Source organism: Phascolarctobacterium faecium DSM 14760 (assembly GCF_003269275.1).
GTDB lineage: Bacteria > Bacillota > Negativicutes > Acidaminococcales > Acidaminococcaceae > Phascolarctobacterium > Phascolarctobacterium faecium.
In genome coordinates, this window is sequence record NZ_QLTS01000008.1 from 61103 (window position 1) to 79113 (window position 18011).

The window sequence follows — 18011 nt, forward strand, 5'->3', positions numbered from 1 at the left end:
TTTAAAAGAAATAAATAATTGGTGATTTGAAAATAAATAAATAATTTTTAATAATTAACCGATTTATATTTTTATTATTAAAAATAATTGATAAGATTAAAACTATATAGATTAATTTAAAAGTAAAAAGAACGCAGATAAAATATCTGCGTTCTTTTTGCTTTTAAATAAGATTTTTGTGACGCCAGACTCCACTGTGCCAGCGATAAATAAATATCAGTGCCCTTAAACATTCATCCATCATCATAGCGATCCAGATACCTATCAAGCCAAAATCGAGGACGATACCAAAAAAGTAGGCACCTGATACGGAAACCAGCCACATGGAAAGCAAGCCTATTGTTACAGGACCTTTGATGTCACCGGCAGCCTGCAGTGACATGACCATAACCATGTTGACGGCACGGCCGATTTCCAGAAAAATTTCAATGAGAAAGATGTGGCGTCCCAACTCCAGCACTTCGGGGTTATCAGTAAAGATACCATAGATATGGTCGCTGTTGAAATATAAGAGCGTTGTCAGGGTACCGCTGATCAGCACCGCTAACCGCACAGTTTGCCAGACTCTTTGGCTGACTGCTTTCTGGTCGCCGCGGCCTAGAAGAAAACCAACGATGATTTGTGTCGCCATTGCCAGAGCCTGCGAATAAATGTATGAGAACATAGCAATGATATAGGCATATATTTTGGTCGTTATGACTACTAAACCCATCAGATTGACAAATTTCATAATCACCATCTGCGACAGCTGATACGAAAGCGACTCACCGCCTGAAGGCAGACCCAGATAGAGGATATTGTGCAAAGTTTTTTTGGGAAAAGGACGAAGATATTTAAAAGACAAGGGCAGATTGATAAAACGACGGAAAAAATATAGAATCAGCAGCAGACCCAGTACTTTACTGCTGTTGGTTGAAATAGTCACTCCCAATACTCCCAAGGGGGGGATGGGCCCGAAGCCATGAATAAGGAAAACATTACAGATAATATTGATAACATTCATGATGATAGAAGTCATCATCGTTACTTTTAGCAGTGAATAACCGCGGAAAAAAGAAATAAAAGAGATGTATACTGCCTGGACCACTATAAACAAGCCGATATAGCGTAGAAATAAGCCGGCTTCAGACCGGATGTCATCAGGTACGGCCAGCAGATCAAGAAAGAAGTTGTCGAAACAAAACAGAATTGAACTGATGATAAGTCCGAAAATGAAGTTTGTTAAAAGAGCTACGGTACAAACTTCCGTGACTTTTTCCTTATTACCGGCACCACGGTATTGGGCAATCAGGATTGTTGCGGCCATACTTATTACGCTGAGGGCAATAATAACGATGTTGATGATTTGATTGGCGTTACCAACGGCAGCAACGGATTTTTGAGAATAATGACTGAGCATGAATTGATCTACATTGCCGACCATCATCTGCAGCAAAATTTCAATGAAAATCGGCCAGGTCATTTTGAAAACAGAAAGCTTGGCCGCGGTAGTTTCGATAGAACGCATTGTCAAACACTCCTGAAAAAATAAATCTGCCTTCCTGAAGGCAGATTTGACCCAGGAAGGCAGGCGTCTTTGCTTGCGTCATACATTATAGCACGGTGCTTAACCTACTGCAATATTTTTGAGTTATATTTTACAATTATATTGACAAGTAAGGCTGTTTTCTATTATAATCTTAATTGTCTTGGGGGCATAGCTCAGCTGGGAGAGCGCTTGAATGGCATTCAAGAGGTCAGCGGTTCGATCCCGCTTGTCTCCACCAATTGAAAATGTAGAATCCATGCAGACTTTACGGTTTGCATGGATTTTTTGTTTTGAAAATAAATGGGTTGGCATTGAAAGTTGAATGGCAAAAATATAAAATTATCGTAATAAAGGCAGGCTTCCAGTAAGTTTAGCAACCTTCTTTTTTGAGCCGCAGATTGCAAGACCAAAATATTTTAAAGCGCTTTCCGGTACTTGAGTCATTTTTTGAGTAAAATCATCATAAGTTTTACAGCTCTGCGCTAAATCAGAAAAATCAACAACGAGCAGGTCATGAAAATCGTCTTGATAGAGTTGTTCCCTGATATATTTAAGTTTTTCTGCAGAGCTTTTCAAGACAGGAACAGGGAATTTGATAATGCCGAGATGACTCTTTTCTGTCTGATCGATTACATCAGGACCGACTGCTTCAGGCATGGTTTTGCCTAGGGTTATCCCTAAGATCACAGCAGTATTGGCAATAATTCCTAACGGCAGCTCTTCGTCAACGACGATGACACATTTTTCATTTTGCAGATTCATAATAAGCCTCTTTTCTATACAATGTTTTATAAGCTCCAAGCATTACAAAACTATTGTAACGATAAAGTAAAGAGGTGTCTTGTAGAATATTGGCAATGACCAAAATATTACGTTGATATATTAGAATAGTGATTATAAAAACTAAAAATTTGACGACGCTAAAAAACAGGGAGCACGATTTGTCTTAAATCTCTTTATAGCCATCTGCCAAAAGATCAAGTTTACCCGTATGGGGGTCAATGATAAGTCCGTGGATAGGTATATCATTGGGAATAAAAGGATTTGCCTTAAGTTTTTTAATGACTGTAAGTACATTTTTGGTGGGGTCGGTGTAAGGATCAAGCCAAACTTGAAAATCTTTTTCAATCAGTTTTAATTGCTGTTCTGAGACGCCTCTGCTTCTCATATTATGTAATATGTCTTTTGATGATGTCAGAGCGACACCGCAATCATAATGTCCGACTATGAAAATTTCTTTGATATCAAAAACATAGATGGTTAGCAAAAGACTTTTTACGGTTTCTCCCATTTCTCCGATTAAAGAGGTTCCGGCATTTTGAATTATTTTTGCATCGCCTCGGTGGATGCCCAGTGCTTTGTTGATCAGTTCAACAAGTCTGGTGTCCATACAAGTGAGCAGGGCAAACTTTTTCTGCGGATATTTGGATATTTCTTTTGTATACTTGTTATTTGCCAAAAATTCATGGTTGTTTGTCAATATCTCTTGTAGCAGCGTTGCCATTTTATCGCATCCCCTCGGTTTTTGCACTTTTTTAAATGAAGTGTATTTTATTTAAGATTATCAGTGAAATTGTCATATGTTTATTTTATCATTTATCAACTGTTTTTGAAATGAAAGATATTTAGTAAGGTTTTGTTTACATTTGTCTATACAGAAGTGGAATTATTAAAATACGTGCATTATTGTACTTAGCATAGAAATATAAAACACCGCAGATTTCTGCGGTGTTTTATATTTTAATTATCAATAGATTATTTTGCAGTATTTTTAGTTATCTGCAACAAGTAATTTTTCATAGTTTTCCAGCTGCATAGGACGGTAAAAATAAAATCCCTGCGAATATTTACAGCCAATTTCCTGTAGTGTTATGGATTGTGCCTGTGTTTCAACACCTTCACAGATTACCTGCATACCAAGCTCTCCGGCCATATGGATTACGTTGCCGACAACTATTTTTTCACGCATACCTGCAACTCCGTGGCTTACAAAGCTGCGGTCTAGTTTTAAAACATCTGCAGTCAGTTGCTGTAATTGACCTAAAGATGAATAACCGGAGCCGAAATCGTCAATGGCTATTTTGAATTGCATTTCTTTAAGTATCTGAAAAACCTCTGCAATAGTCGTTGATTCTTCCAATAGGACACTTTCGGTTATTTCCAATTCTAAAAGATGGTGCGGAACATTCCAACGGTCAGCGATTTCACAGATTCGTGCAGGGAAATCACTTTGTTGAAAATGTAGTCTTGAAAAATTGCAGGAAACAGGGAAAAGCGGATAGCCTTTTTCTGACCAAGTGCGCATTGTTTTACAAACTTCTTCAAACAGCCACAAGTCAACTTTTTTAACCATACCGTTTTTCTCAAAGATAGGGATAAATACGCCTGGCATCAGAAAACCTTTGTCAGGATGGTTCCAGCGAATTAAAGCTTCGCTTCCTATAATGGAGCCATCTTTCATAGAAACCTTGGGCTGATAATAGACTACAAATTCATTTTCCTGCAGAGCCTGATCTAAGCGGCTTTCCAACTGTTGTGCTAAAAGTGCCTGAGCACGCATTTTTTCATCATATAAAACAATAAAACTGCCTGGAGTATCTTTTGCGTAGCGTCTTGAATAATTGGCTAAATCAAGTTTTTGATGAAGGTCAATAGTAGCATTTTTTTCAATCAGACAAACACCAAATACGAAATCAATTTTATAAGGAATATCGGTTTTCGCTTTACGCCAGCAATTCAGCTTTTTAACAAAGTTTTGCATGCGTTTGTCTAAGTGTTCCCAGCAATTATACTTTAGCAGGAGAGCAAAATGGTCGGAGGATATCCTTCCGCAGAATTCATCATCTTCCAGGATTTCCTGTAATATTTTACCGCTGGCTTGCAGTACCTGATCACCCGTAGCAAAACCAAAGTTATCGTTGATAAATTTAAACTGACAAATATCACTGTAGAGTAAAACAAATGACTGCTGTTTTTTGGGGGGATTATTTTCTTCCTTCTTTTTCCAGAAACCATTATAAAGTACAACAAAAGACTGTTGTTTGGAGGGAGTGTTATTTTCTTCCCATTTCTGATAGAATCCGTTCATATTATAAAGACCGGTCAGTTCATCCTTATACAGCAGATCCTGAATACGGCGGTTACTGCGTAAAGCGTTTCTTAAATTACTGCCTATCAGCAGAATTATTATGCTCAGGACCAGTATCACAATACAGCCTACCTGCCAAAGATGCTGCTCAATAAATTCCAGCATACTGACTTCTTTGGTATTGGCAGAATGCGTTACAAGATAGGCGTCTACCTGCTCTGTAGGAAGATATTGGATACACTTATTAATGATCGAAAACAACTTCGGATCGCCCGACGCAGATAATCCTACACACATTTCATTGATTGGCTGAGCTAAGGTTATAGTGCGCATACCCTGGTAAGCTGATCTGCTTAGATAAGCGCCGGCAACATGAGTGTTTGTACAGGCAGCATCAGCTTTATTGTGCAAAACTGCGTTAAGACAGTCTTCGATAGAAGGATAGTATTTGAAGGTATAATATGGATTTGCTGCCTTGATAGCTTCAGAAAGCTGATACCCTTGAGGCAAAGCAATTACTTCCAATTTATCTGAATCGTATCTGGTGATCATTGAGGTAGGTGCACGTAGATAATAAAGTGTGGAATTGATATTGTTTCTACCGTCCCAAAGGTAATCACCGTCAGATAAAGCCAAAGCAGATATTTTCCCCTGCTGTAAAAGTTGCAGAGCTTCAGTTTGATTATGTGCTTCAAATTCAAAACGCAGACCGCTGTTTTTGGCAATAAATTCAAAAATATCTGCAGTTACGCCAGTAATTTGCCCGCTTTTTTTACTCTGGTATGTTAAAGGCGCAAAAGAAGGGTCATAAGATACTAATATCGGTGCAGCCTGTTTTATATATTGGAGTTCTTCTTTAGTAAAAACAGGCTTTTGGTTAACGCTTGGGGCAAGATACTTATCATACAAATCCCGGCTGTAACCAGGATTAGCCAATAGAATATTATTCATGGCCTTGTTGATTTCAGACAGTAACTCGGGATTTGTCTTGGTTACGGCAAAATATAAAGGACTGGGAGAAAACTGGGCTACACTGCGGAAAGTACTGTTTTTTCCAAGGTGGGTAATGGCAACACCGTCCAGTGTACCATTATCAAGTGCCTCTAAAAGTACACTTGTTTCGTCATAATCAATAATATTTAAAACAAGATTATGCTCACGGCAAAAACTTTTAAACCTTTCGCCGTCTACTCCGCCGCGGATAATGCCGACATTCATGCCCTGGAAAGCTTTAAAATCTTCATAATCATAGCGTGGATCATTCATACGAACGTTTAGGGTAGTATAAATACTGCACATTGGTTGGCCGGAAAAGAAAATTTCCTCTGCCCGCTGTTCTGAATGATAAACTGCCGGCAGCAGATCGATTTCACCTTTAACCAGCATATCATATGCAGCATTCCAGCTTGCAATATCAACCATTTCGAAAGGAAGTCCTGATTGTTTGGAAATTTTTTGTAGATATTCAATATTATATCCGCTATATTCTCCGCTTTGACTTTTGGACATATAGTCGCCGTCCTCATAATAGCCTACTTTAATAGGACTTGCATCTGCGGCTGCGGATAGTGGTGGCAGCACCAGAACAAACAATAACATGACTGTAAAAAATAAAGCTATTGTTTGTTTGATCTTGGTATTCATATATATACCTCGTCCATAATTACCTAATTTTTACTGCAATAAGATTAAAATAATTTGTTATAATATAAATATTGTATCATTAATAATAGAAATTTTCTATATTTTGTTATGGTTTTATAGTATAAAAATATATTAGTTTTTTTATAGTGGTTTGTTAGCTTTTAGTAAGTTATTATAGAAATTGACAAACGATTTGGAACGGGTAATAGAAGCTTGCAGCATAAATCAGAAAAGTCTGCAGTTAAAATAAATAGAATCAGCACATAATCTCTGATAGTCTTTTGATTAAAATATAAATTCTAATAAATGTATAATAAAATACATATAATTTAATTATTTTTAATATTATTATTCGAAATAATTGCTTTTTTGAATCATTAGTAGGATAATAGATTAAAATAGAAACTAAAATTTATAATAGGTATTATTATGACTGGAAGAGTGGGGAGATGGACAGGGGTGAAAAAAGAAGTTGTAATTATGCTTTATGTCTTGTCTCAGACTATCGGATGTTATGCTGCTAACCAGCTTCCAAGCAGTGACGTCCAGCAGAATGGGATGTCTGATAATATGCTTAATAATCAGCGTGTCGTTGTACATAAAGATGATATTTCGGAACATGCGGAAAAATCGCAGTCGATGGTGTATGTTAAAAGATTCCAACTTGATGTTAGTGGAATAGATGAGTGTTTGCCCCCCCAAGGCACTTTTGGGAAAATACAGTGGACGTAATTTGGCTGTTAACGATTTGCAGCAGTTGACGAAAGCTTTATCTGTCTATTACAGAAAACAGGGATATCCTGTGGCAACTGCATTTTTACCTCGGCAGGATATTGTGGCTGGTATTGTAACAATTAAGGTTTTTTCTGGGGTATTGGATAAGTTAAGAGTGAAAAATTCTACAAGTCTTGAAGATCGTTTTGTGGAAGGGTTTTTAAAAAATTTATATGCTGGTATGCAGTTACGCAGTGATATTTTAGAAATGACGCTGAATAATCTGAATGCATTGCCCGGTGTGCAGGCCAAAGGTATTTTAGAGCCTGGTGATAAGATTGGCAGCAGCAGTTTAACAATTGTTTTAGGGGCATCGCCAATTGTGGAAGGCGCTGTTTATACTGACAATTATGGCGGTAAATATTCGGGACGTTACCGTTACGGAATGCAGGTCATTGTTAATGAGCCGCTGCGCAGCGGGGACAGGCTTGTTATTGGCGGGATGCTTAGTAATGAGAAGATGAAAAATTATAATTTAGGCTATGAAACAGCGGTTAATAGAACGGGAGGTCGTTTAGGTATCAGCTGCGCGGAGTCGGATTATACTTTAGGGGATTATTTTACGCAGGCAGGTGCTGTAGGAACGGCTAAAACGGTGAGCCTATATGGTTCGCAGCCTTTAAGCGGCAGGAAATCCGGAAATTTACGGTTGATTTACGGCTATGAGCATAACCGTTTGAATGATGAACTGCGTGTTTTTGATTATACGGCACGTAAAAGCAGTGATGTGTTTCATCTTGGACTGACTGGAAGTCTGCAAAGTGCTGTTAGTTATAGTGGTTACAGTGCTGTCTTACGTGCCGGTAATTTAAAGCTGCGCAGCGGGGAAGCTCAGGCTGCTGATGAATTCAGCAGGACGGAAGGCGGCTTTAGCCGCTTTAATTTTGATGTTAATCATGTCAGTAAATTAAGCAAAGTGACACAGTTCTATATTTTTGCACATGGACAGCTAGCAAACCGCAATCTAGACAGCAGTGAACAGTTTTATCTGGGGGGTGCTGATGCGGTGCGAGCCTATCCGCAGGGTGAAGCAGGCGGTGACAGCGGTTATCAGGCAACGGCAGAATTAAGGTATCAAACTCCGGTCAAAGGTATGAGTATGACGTTGTTTGCTGATGTAGGTGAGGTTTTGGCACGAAAGGACGGAGATACCTCCGATCCGCATCGCAGGCTGGCAGGTTGGGGTATTGGCGCAGTTTATAGCTTGGATCGCAGCTTGTACGCAAGACTGGATTATGCACGCAAGATAAAGGGTGAATCTTATCGCAGTGAGGCGGAAGATAAAAACGGCAGGTTATGGTTCAGGTTATACAAATTGTTTTAAGAATATCGTGAGCGGAAAAGAGCGGATTAAGATGAAAAACAGGCAGAGACTAGGGAAAACAACGGTCGCTATAGTAGTTAGCACTTTGGCTTTTTCTAATTGCGCATGGGGATTGCCACAGGGTGGGACGGTAGTTACTGGTAACGGCAGTTATACGTCCAGCGGTAATCAGATGGATATTACCGGTACAGGCAACGTGTCGGTAAAGTGGGATAGTTTTAATGTTGCTGCTGGAGAAACGGTAAATTTTAAGAATATGAACGCTATTTTGAATTATGTTACCGGCAGACAGGGCAGTGAGATTTTTGGCGCTTTGAATGGACAAGGGGTACATGTTTTTTTGATCAATCCCAATGGGATTTTGTTTGGTAAAACGGCACAGGTAAATGTTGGTTCGCTGACGGCTTCTACTAAGAGCTTATCTGATGTCGATACAGCTTTACAAAATTTTAAAAACAGCGCTGGTATCAGTGATTTTGGGATAGCGGGAACTGCTGAGCTTGTCAATATGGGTAAACTGGAAGCAGACACACTGCGTTTTGAGGGCAGCCGTATCGTTTTAGATACTGATAATATAAAATTGGGCGGAGATGATTTTGACGGCAGCAATGCTGTTATTAACGGAGATTTTGCCAATGGTAACGTTGTGTTGGGGTATACCGCTCATGATGCTAACGGTTATGCAGGTAAGGATAAAAATTTTGATATCAATGGCGGAGCTCAGAGTGTAAAAGGTTATATGTGGGTGACAAATGCTGAGCAGCTGCAGGACATTAATACTAATCTAAGCGGCAATTATGCTTTAAAAAATGATATTGATGCTAGCAGCATTAATAGTTTTATACCCATCAGCGCTGACAGTACGTTTAAAGGAACCTTTGACGGTCTGGAGAATGAGATAAAAAATGTAATTGTAAATGGTGGAAATGGAAGCTACAAAGGGTTGTTCGGACAAACTGCAAGTGGCAGTGTAATCAGAAATCTTACTTTATCCAATTGTAATATTAGTGGATACCAGGCTGTTGGAGCAGTTGTAGGTCAGAATAACGGGTTAATTGAAAATGTTGCAGTAAGTGGTATTGTTTCAGGAACAAGTAAATATACCGGAGGTATTGTTGGCATTAATGCAGGAATAATAAAGAATGCTGAAGTTGATATAACAGTAAATAATACTAGCGGCGGTTATTCCGGCGGCATTACAGGGTATAATTATAAGGGTCTTGGGGAGATTGATGGTATAGTTGGCAAGATAAAAGTTATTAATAGTACGGGTGGTTATACAGGGGGCATAGTTGGCTATAATGCTGGAAGTGTTAAAAATGTAGATGCAGAAATTGATTTGACTGGCGGCGGTGTTGGGATAGGTGGTATTGCTGGACAAAATACTTCTACAGGTACTATTGATGGAATTTTACTAAAAGGAAAAATTGATGCTGGAAATAATAGTGCTGTAGGTGGTATTGCCGGAGCTAATACAGGTATTATAAATAGTGTCCATAACTATGCTTCTGTTAGTGGCAATAGTACTGTTGGAGGAATTGTTGGACAGAATAATGGGAATATCTCTGACGGTATCAATGATGGAAGTATTAAGGGAAATGAACTTGTCGGCGGGATTTGTGGACAAAATAAAGTAAATGGTTATGTATATAATATTGAAAATAGAGGTTTTGTAGGCGGAGCTCGTGAAGTAGGCGGAGCTATTGGTGAAAATAACGGAACTGTGAGCAAAGCGCTTAATAAAGGAAGTGTTTTTGTAACCGATGGTGTGAGTGTTGGTTCAAGCTATTATATTGGTGGTGTACTAGGTTATAATGATGCTGAAGGTTCCAACTATGTCAGTGAATTAAAAAATGAAGGTACAGTAAAAGGTTATAGTTATGTCGGCGGTGTTATTGGCTGTAATGCTTCTGGACAAATAATTGTCGATGCCATCAACAATGGTAACATTAGCGGATTAGATAGTGTTGGGGGAATTTTAGGATATTATTATTGTGATGATGATATGCTTTTAGAGAATACCAATAATTCAGGGACAATAACAGGAAGAACAGCAGTAGGCGGTATTGTTGGTATGGGGGGCGGCGTGTCTATGTCAGGACCTCCCAGTGCCGGTATTGGATGTGTATCTGTCAGTAGGGCTGAAAACAGTGGTGCTGTTAGCGGTAGCGGTAATAGTGTTGGTGGGATTATAGGAGTAGGTACATCTTCTAAAAGCATTGATAATGTGTTAAATACAGGTACAGTCCAAGGCAGGGACCAGGTAGGCGGAATTATTGGTAATTCTGTTGAAGGGATAGTAGAGAATGCACTGAATTTAGGGCAGGTCATTGCTACAGACGGTAATGCACAGTATTGTGGTGGGATAGTAGGATGGGGACCAGGTGCAATTGTTTCTGATAAGGCTGTTTATGCGACGACCGATAAAGATGGCAATACTTACGATATTTCTAAGTATAACGACAAAGGTGTTGGCAAGGCTTATGCAGATATCTTTCCGGCACCGCCACTACCGCCTGATCCACCAGAACTGTCTGAAGATGAGCATGATATTACTAAACTGCCTGAATTTGAGGATAATTATCATAGTAGCAGCTCTGCTGTAACTTCTGAGCTGCATACCCCTGTAATAATAAATCCAAGTGGTGAAAACACGAATATTGGTGTCGGAACAATTGAAATACATAACAGTGATGACAGCCTGAATGCAAGTGGTTCTGGCAGCAGTTTTAGTGCTGGTTTCGAGAATATTTTAGATGGTGCCGGTCAGGAAGAACAAGCTGACAGCAATTCTCGCAGTTCCGATACAGGCGATGTGCAAGGTAGTCAGATGGATAATCTGGCTGGTGGTAACGATACTGATTTGAGTATGTCTTCTGATAGTGATACCGAAGATCAGGACGAATAGAATAACGAAGAAAAGTAATTAAAAACTCACATCTTCCGGGGTGTGAGTTTTTAATTACTCGTAATTCGCATATTGCTTTTCTGAAAACCACTTATTTGTACGGTGAGTACTAATAAGTAGAACTATAGCTATAACAAGCCGTAATTTTATATAAAATATATAATTATTTCATATAAATAGCAAAATATTTGAAATATAAAAAATAATAAAATTCATTAATTTTAAGTGCATTTACATATTTAAAGACATATAATTTCTTTGCATGTATAATTTTATTTTGTATAAATGAGTAATATAGTGCACGTATGTGCTGTATTTTATACAGCAAATGCATTTTTTTTGTAAGATAATAAGTATAAAACCAATATCTATAAAAGTTTAATTGTTAAGGTGAAAAAAGTCATGTTTGCTGAGAAATATAGAAGTATAGGCTTAAATATTTTATATTACAGAAGACTGAAAGGTTTAAGTCAGGAAGCATTGTCTATTAAAGCCGGTTTGACCCGTTCCTATATATCAAAAATAGAACGTGGTGCTGCCAGATGCGGTTTGGAAGTATTTTTTCTTATTGCACAGGCACTTGAGGTAGATCCGGCTGAACTTATCAGCGATCTGCCGCCAGGAACAGAATCGGCGCAAAAATAAATTTATTTAGTAACAGGTGATGAAGGAGGTATCTTTATGAATCCCGATTATAAGGAAATTGGTAAGAATATCAGGTTAATGCGTATCAGACACGGTATCAGTCAAAGTGAACTTGCTCAGCGTTTAGATGTTTCGCAGACGCATATGAGCAACCTTGAGCACGGCCGCGTCAGTGTCAGTCTGAGGGTATTGCTACGTTTGGCGCATTTCTTTAAGTGCAGTGTAGATACGCTGCTTGGCAGTGTTTTACAGGGACATGTTGTACCGGAAGTAAATAATGACGGTTACGATATTGAGGATCTGGCTTTGTTGTTGAAGGTTTTGAAACAAAAAAGAGTAGAAGTGATGTAAACAAAATACGAAAGGCTGCCGCAGTTTTTAATTGCGGCAGCCTTTTTTATGATAATTATTTGCATTGCAGCCATTCGCTGATGACGGCAAATAATTCTTCTAGATGAAACGGTTTGGTAATATGAGCATTCATTCCTGCTTCACGTTCTTTTTTGATGTCATCCAGGAAGGCATTGGCAGTCATAGCAACGATCGGTAGGCTCTTTACATCCTTGCGTGATAGTTTGCGGATTGCTTTGGTTGCATCGTACCCATTGAGTTTAGGCATTTGTACATCCATGAAAACAAGATCGTAATGGTTTTCAGGTGCCTGAGCAATTTTTGTCAGTGCTGCAGCACCGTCAGTGGCCTCTTCTATCATGGCACCGGTCATACCAATCAACTCACAGGCGATTTCCATATTGAGCGGATTGTCTTCAACAAGAAGTATCCGCTTGCCGCTGCAGTTAGGTTCATTAGCAGCAGATGGCAGCAGATGCTGTGTTCTGGTTGTGTTTGTCTGATGCATTTTGTTGAGTACCTGTGCAAGGTTAGTAGCAAACAGAGGCAGAATCAGGAGTGCGTCAAAAGAATAGTCTTTAATGGTCTGGCTGAGATCGGAAAAGGTGATTGCCAAAGCTATCTTTAATGTTGATGACAGTTGGCGTAATCCGTTTAACATTGTTTCCAGATCCAGCTGTGGGTTATAGACTATGATTGCTGTCGTATAGTCACTGCTTGTTTTTATGGCAGCTGCTAGTTTGTTATTTGCTTCTTTAAGACTGTGTACTGCTTGACCGGTAATTTGCAGTTGCTGTAGCTGCTGCAGGATATTAGAGGCATAAGTTTGATCATGGTCGATGACCAGGGCCTGCAGTTCGGAATGAATGGCAGAAACCGGGACGGGCTGCTTGTCAGCCAGCTTCAGTGGCAGGGTGACTGTAAAGGTGGTTCCAGAGCCTGCAGCACTGGTGACTTCAATAGTACCACCCATCAAATCAACAATATTTTTAGTGATAGCCATACCCAGGCCTGTGCCTTCAATACTATCAGTATTTGAGGTTTGGGAACGTTCGAAGGGAGTGAACAGGTGCGGCAGAAATTCCTGGTCCATGCCAATGCCGTTATCGCTGAAAACAAAACGAAAGTGTCCATACCCTGTTGGCGCCAGCGTTAATTGCTTGATCTCGAGTTTGAGCTTTCCTCCTCGAGGCGTAAATTTGATAGAATTGCTGAGGATATTAGTGAAGATTTGATTAAGGCGTACAGTGTCACCCAGCAGATATTCGTCACTGATATTATATGTCTCTACATGCAGTTCGTGCTGGTGTTCTTTTAACTGTGGATTGATGAGTGAGATCAGATTGTGAATAAGCTCAGCCAGATTGAGCGGCGATTCCTTAAGTGATAATTTGCCGCTTTCGATCTTAGACATATCGAGAATATCATTTATGAGCTCTAAAAGATGATTGGAAGCCAGCTCGATTTTGCTGAGGCAGCTGTTAATACGAACAGGATCGTGCAGGTATTGCTGCGCGATTGTAGTCATACCGATGATGGCGTTCATTGGAGTACGGATATCGTGGCTCATATTTGACAAAAAAGCGCTTTTGGCGGTATTGGCCTTTTCGGCAGAAAGCAGGGCAGCTTTTAATGCCTGCTGTTGTCTTTCGTAGGCCAGTTTTTGTGTATGGATATTCCGGAAAGCGATAACGCAGCCTGTGATAGTTCCTTCGGTATTTTTAATGGCCTGAGCTTCCAGACGTACCCATTCGTATTTGTCGTTGGCAAAACGCCGCAGCAACTCTATTTCGACAGAGTTTTTATTGTTTTGAGTCAATGTTGTATAAATATTTTCTAAAGCAAAAGCCTCTGATAACTGTTTGCGGAATTTCACATGAACAAAATTATTGACGAAGGTAGTCCAGGCTTCGGTATGATCTTCTAATCCTTTCAGCATATTGGCAGTGATGATTTCGGTAAGCCGCAGAATATAAAATCTATGTTCCTGCAGGTCGACATAATAGACTGCATAGTACATTTCAGCCAGCGCATTGGCGATATTATGATGGCGCATTCTGTCGGCGCTGAGTAATGCAAGTTCATGTTCCTGCTGTTTTTTATCGTCGATGTTACGCAGCAGCAGCATGATTTTTTCGCCTTCGATTGTAGATATCCTGGTACTGTAATAGGTATAATAGTGAAGTTTTTTGTTTTTATCCCAAATACGCAGTTCACCTTCGGCATAGGTTTGTCTGCTGTAAAGTTTGGCATCAAAGATGCCTGACAGAAGCGCTTTATCACTGTCCAGCAGCTGTTGGTGGAATTGGGCATAGAAATCACGGTAACGGCCACGTTTTTGCAGCGAGAGTATCTCTTCCGAATAATGGATACAGTTATAACCCTGATGCTCCATATCGACGCTGATTGCCAGTGCATACATATGCGCAACTGCCATTTTGGCAGTTTTTTCACTGAGTGAATGTTCGACTTTCTGGGTCAGGTCTTCAAAGGCCAGTACCGCATAAGGATAAGCGTCAGAGTAGCCTGGTGCCGGAATGATCTTGACACTGAGCCAAAACCCCTGCTTATTTTTAAAAATATGCTCAATCCGGTTATTATCGTTGGCAAACTGGTCAATGATGTAGGTGCTGTTGGTAATTTTTAAGAGTGTCTGCTGCCATTTAGGGTCTACAAATTCGTTTACATACATAGAAAACTGTTTATCATAGCATTCTTCCATATGTACGATTTTTTTGAACTGTTCTGGCACACGCAGGCCGCGTAAAGTGTTATTACTTAGATTAACAAGGTAAACTGCATAATATTCTTCACTTAACTGAGCGATCCAGGCGGTCTGTTCGCGTTGGCTCAACTCAAATTGTTTTTGTTTTTCAATATTGCGGTAGCACCATAATACTTTCAGGTGCCCGGTTTGAGCATCAATAGTAGATACGAGATGAGTTTCAATCCATTCAAAGCTATCTGGCGCAACAAGACGGCGCAGTTCGCCAACGATATGCATATTTTCCTGCGGCATATTCTGACGCAGGCTCTTTGTTGAAGTCAGTTCCCAGAATTTCTGCCGGTCTTCAGGATGGATAAGCATTTTACCGTAAAGATCATTGGCCTGAGTAAAGTCGCCGGCATGAGGAAATGCCGAAGCACAAGGGCCGAGCTTCGGAGAAATATAACGGTCGTCGACAAGATCAATAACTACATATTCGTCAAAGAGAACATCGATGCCCTGCAGGAGATCTTTGGAATGGTCGTGCCTGATCTTGACTTCGCCGGCAAAAATATGAGGTGTGACAGAGATTGCTAAGGCAGGAATCTGTCTGCCCTCATCGTCCCAAAGAGTTCTTTTCACTCGGACATCTACGTTGCTTCCTAAAATAGATTTTTCAGCAAAATACTGATAATCACCCTGATGAAAATTGACGGCATCAAAGCTGAGAGTGTCAGGATGATAGAATACACCTCTCCTGAAACCTGCTTTTGCAGCAGTCTGATTGCAGTAAAGTATCTGCAGAGTTGACTGATCTACGACGAATAATGTTAGATTACTGATATCGTTGATAAGTTTGAGGACGTTTCTTTCGGAATTCATTATAAATACCTTCCGTATCCTTTATAATTGAAGGAAAACTTTTATAAACTAATTATAATATAAAAATATAATAAAGTGAAACAAATATTGTGGTGATTATTACAATTAAAACAAACTCCCTGGACATATTTGCCCAGGGAGTTTGTTTTAATTTTCAGCAGTACCTAATATTTCGTTGGCTAAGGCAGAAAGGCTTTTGTGATCCAACTCAGCAAAGAACAATTGTCGGGAAGGATGGGGTGTCATTTTTTTGGACAAAGCGGCGTTGTATTCGGCGCCGCGCTTAAAGTCTGTTTGCTGGCATTCCAGCTCGCTTTGGCAATCTGCAAAAAGTCCGGCGCCTTTTTCTGTATTGACGAGGACCAGCGTAACACCCTTATCGTCATCAAAAAGCGGGAAATGCTTATTGACGCCCCAATAGTCGGCTATCGTCAGATCAGCCAGGCTGTGTTTATTGTTAAAAGCGCAGTCGGAACAGGAAGGGCGAGTACTGACATTATTCAGGAATAAACGCATATATGGACCGCGGCGTTTATGTGTTGCAAAGATATGGTTTTCAGTTTGAAAAACGATATTAAAGCGTTTCCAACCGGGAGTTTTATCGCGGAAATTGACTTTTATTACCGGTGATGACGAAAGCTCGGTGACTTCGTCCAGTCGTTTCTGGTAGACTTTGGGACTGGGAACCCCATGGCAGACTACGTCAATGGTATAAAGCCTTTCATAGTCTTTACGCAGATATCCTTTCAAGCCTCCGATCTGGCACGGCGTACCGCTGAATAAAACAGTATGGCCTGCCTGAAGCAGTTTTTCGGCGTCCTGGTAGGTAGTGCTGATATCGCTTTGTACATATTTGGAACCGCGTAATTTATTCATTGCATTGACGCTTGTGACAGCGATATGTCTAACGTGCCAGTTGTCGTCAAAGGCCGCCCCGAAGACTGTCCCCTGACGTCCCAGGATTTTTTCGGCAGCGAGGGAGAAAAAACCGCCGCTGGAGCTGACAAAGCGAACGGCTTCGTTTTTATTTTTACAGCCGATAACAGCTAAAATCTCATGAGGTTGAGGTTTGTGCAGCAGAGGACAAACGCGTTCACACAAACCGCAGTGGATACATTTGTCAGTATCGACCAGCGGATAATTGAAGCCTTCTTCGTCTGGTGCCATAGTGATGCAGGAGGTCACGCAGCGACTGGCACAGGCTCCGCAGCCGCCGCAGTCGGTTTTGTTGGTAATGGTAATCATAATTTCACCTTCTTAAACAATTTTTGAAGCTTAGGAATGCTGTGAAAAATAGTTTAAAAACAGTTGGGCGACATTGGAAAGTGGACGTCCTTTAACAATAGATAGCGTTTTATTAAGGAATAGTCTGTCATCGCGGATGATCTTGCAAATCAGATCGTTGTCAAAAATTTCACCCGGTGAAGCCGGTACGACGGCGATGCCGGCATTTTCTTTTGCCCAGGCTATTGTAGACAGTTTAGTAGAATTAATGCTCAGGATCTGCGGGAAGATCATGGAATCGGAACAAACGTTTAAAAATAAAGTCGAACAGCCGCGTGACAGGCAGATGGGCATATCTTCCATATGTGCCAAAAGCAGAGCTTTGTCGTCTGCCGGCAGCCAGGGATTGTCTTTGTGCATTACTGCAACAAGGCGCTCCTGCTTGGTATAGATAGTATCAAACCGGCTTTCCTGTGTCAGCGGAGCATTGGCAACGCCAATCTCCGTTTTCCCGGTCAGCATCTGATTGATTTGCTCCAAGATGGAAACTTCGTACAGCTCATAGTTGATCTGCGGATATTCTTTGGAAAATTTGCTGAGGTAAGTTTGAATAAAGGAAATCGACATCGAAGGCGACAGGCTGACTCGCAGAGTACCTGTATAGCCGTTGACGCAGTCCGATATTTCCCGTTGGGTATCATCTTCCAGCGAACAGAGATATTTAGCTTTGTTATAAAGAATGCAGCCGGCATTGGTCAATTCTATATTATGTACGCCGCGACGGATATTGACTAGCTGAGTGCCGAATTTTTTCTGCAGCAGCTTCAGTTGATTACTGAGGGCCGGCTGGGCAACGTGTACGCGCTTGGATGCCGCTGAAAGACTTCCTGCTTCGACGATGGCAATAAAATTGCGGTAATATTCCATGTCCATAGT

At 40.4% G+C, this 18011-nt stretch carries 12 protein-coding genes and 1 tRNA gene; 6 read left to right on the top strand and 7 right to left on the bottom strand.

All coding sequences use genetic code 11. From position 1 onward, the window contains the following. Positions 1–163: 163 nt before the first annotated feature. Positions 164–1507: an MATE family efflux transporter gene (locus tag C8D73_RS08845; protein WP_113077955.1), complete on the bottom strand. Its 1344-nt coding sequence runs from the start codon at positions 1505–1507 to the stop codon at positions 164–166. A gap of 183 nt (positions 1508–1690) precedes the next feature. Between C8D73_RS08845 and C8D73_RS08850 the strand changes: the two genes are divergently transcribed. Next, a tRNA-Ala gene (locus tag C8D73_RS08850) sits at positions 1691–1766 on the top strand. Positions 1767–1867: 101 nt separating this feature from the next. On the opposite strand, the gene C8D73_RS08855 is transcribed toward C8D73_RS08850, so the two are convergent. The 3 genes from C8D73_RS08855 to C8D73_RS08865 all read right to left on the bottom strand — a co-directional run bounded on the left by C8D73_RS08855 (position 1868) and on the right by C8D73_RS08865 (position 6260). Continuing rightward, positions 1868–2290 carry a DUF2000 domain-containing protein gene (locus C8D73_RS08855; protein ID WP_113077956.1) on the bottom strand — a complete coding sequence of 141 codons (423 nt, stop codon included), beginning with the start codon at positions 2288–2290 and terminating at the stop codon, positions 1868–1870. Positions 2291–2474: 184 nt separating this feature from the next. Continuing rightward, positions 2475–3032: a beta-class carbonic anhydrase gene (locus tag C8D73_RS08860; RefSeq protein WP_113077957.1), complete on the bottom strand. Its 558-nt coding sequence runs from the start codon at positions 3030–3032 to the stop codon at positions 2475–2477. A 267-nt stretch (positions 3033–3299) separates the two neighbouring features. Beyond that, positions 3300–6260 carry an EAL domain-containing protein gene (locus C8D73_RS08865; RefSeq protein ID WP_113077958.1) on the bottom strand — a complete coding sequence of 987 codons (2961 nt, stop codon included), beginning with the start codon at positions 6258–6260 and terminating at the stop codon, positions 3300–3302. Between the two features lie 459 nt (positions 6261–6719). On the opposite strand from C8D73_RS08865, the gene C8D73_RS08870 reads away from it, so the two are divergent. From C8D73_RS08870 to C8D73_RS08890, 5 genes are all read left to right on the top strand, one after another. Then, a complete protein-coding gene (locus tag C8D73_RS08870; protein WP_113077959.1) occupies positions 6720–6992 on the top strand; it encodes a hypothetical protein in 273 nt (90 codons plus the stop codon). Continuing rightward, positions 6943–8358, top strand: coding sequence for a ShlB/FhaC/HecB family hemolysin secretion/activation protein (locus C8D73_RS08875; protein ID WP_113077960.1), 1416 nt, complete (start codon positions 6943–6945; stop codon positions 8356–8358). Before C8D73_RS08870 ends, C8D73_RS08875 begins: the two co-directional genes overlap by 50 nt. A gap of 31 nt (positions 8359–8389) precedes the next feature. After that, positions 8390–11266: a filamentous hemagglutinin N-terminal domain-containing protein gene (locus C8D73_RS08880; RefSeq protein ID WP_113077961.1), complete on the top strand. Its 2877-nt coding sequence runs from the start codon at positions 8390–8392 to the stop codon at positions 11264–11266. 402 nt (positions 11267–11668) lie between these two features. Beyond that, complete coding sequence (locus C8D73_RS08885) at positions 11669–11911, top strand: helix-turn-helix domain-containing protein (protein ID WP_021717512.1); 243 nt, start codon at positions 11669–11671, stop codon at positions 11909–11911. A 36-nt stretch (positions 11912–11947) separates the two neighbouring features. After that, entirely contained in the window at positions 11948–12262 is a 315-nt protein-coding gene (locus C8D73_RS08890) for a helix-turn-helix domain-containing protein (RefSeq protein WP_021717513.1), read from the top strand. 55 nt (positions 12263–12317) lie between these two features. On the opposite strand, the gene C8D73_RS08895 is transcribed toward C8D73_RS08890, so the two are convergent. The 3 genes from C8D73_RS08895 to C8D73_RS08905 form a co-directional block, all read right to left on the bottom strand. Beyond that, on the bottom strand, positions 12318–15851 hold the full coding sequence (locus C8D73_RS08895) for a hybrid sensor histidine kinase/response regulator (RefSeq protein ID WP_113077962.1): 3534 nt from the start codon (positions 15849–15851) through the stop codon (positions 12318–12320). Between the two features lie 147 nt (positions 15852–15998). After that, positions 15999–17096: a Coenzyme F420 hydrogenase/dehydrogenase, beta subunit C-terminal domain gene (locus tag C8D73_RS08900; RefSeq protein WP_113077963.1), complete on the bottom strand. Its 1098-nt coding sequence runs from the start codon at positions 17094–17096 to the stop codon at positions 15999–16001. A 30-nt stretch (positions 17097–17126) separates the two neighbouring features. Beyond that, on the bottom strand, positions 17127–18008 hold the full coding sequence (locus tag C8D73_RS08905) for a LysR family transcriptional regulator (RefSeq protein WP_021717516.1): 882 nt from the start codon (positions 18006–18008) through the stop codon (positions 17127–17129). Positions 18009–18011 lie beyond the last annotated feature (3 nt).

What these genes read in the sequence shown, in the direction of transcription:
- C8D73_RS08845 (WP_113077955.1), bottom strand. Translation starts at nt 1,507, where the DNA reads ATGCGTTCTATCGAAACTACCGCGGCCAAGCTTTCTGTTTTCAAAATG.
- C8D73_RS08855 (WP_113077956.1), bottom strand. Translation starts at nt 2,290, where the DNA reads ATGAATCTGCAAAATGAAAAATGTGTCATCGTCGTTGACGAAGAGCTG.
- C8D73_RS08860 (WP_113077957.1), bottom strand. Translation starts at nt 3,032, where the DNA reads ATGGCAACGCTGCTACAAGAGATATTGACAAACAACCATGAATTTTTG.
- C8D73_RS08865 (WP_113077958.1), bottom strand. Translation starts at nt 6,260, where the DNA reads ATGAATACCAAGATCAAACAAACAATAGCTTTATTTTTTACAGTCATG.
- C8D73_RS08875 (WP_113077960.1), top strand. Translation starts at nt 6,943, where the DNA reads ATGAGTGTTTGCCCCCCCAAGGCACTTTTGGGAAAATACAGTGGACGT.
- C8D73_RS08880 (WP_113077961.1), top strand. Translation starts at nt 8,390, where the DNA reads ATGAAAAACAGGCAGAGACTAGGGAAAACAACGGTCGCTATAGTAGTT.
- C8D73_RS08885 (WP_021717512.1), top strand. Translation starts at nt 11,669, where the DNA reads ATGTTTGCTGAGAAATATAGAAGTATAGGCTTAAATATTTTATATTAC.
- C8D73_RS08890 (WP_021717513.1), top strand. Translation starts at nt 11,948, where the DNA reads ATGAATCCCGATTATAAGGAAATTGGTAAGAATATCAGGTTAATGCGT.
- C8D73_RS08895 (WP_113077962.1), bottom strand. Translation starts at nt 15,851, where the DNA reads ATGAATTCCGAAAGAAACGTCCTCAAACTTATCAACGATATCAGTAAT.
- C8D73_RS08900 (WP_113077963.1), bottom strand. Translation starts at nt 17,096, where the DNA reads ATGATTACCATTACCAACAAAACCGACTGCGGCGGCTGCGGAGCCTGT.
- C8D73_RS08905 (WP_021717516.1), bottom strand. Translation starts at nt 18,008, where the DNA reads ATGGACATGGAATATTACCGCAATTTTATTGCCATCGTCGAAGCAGGA.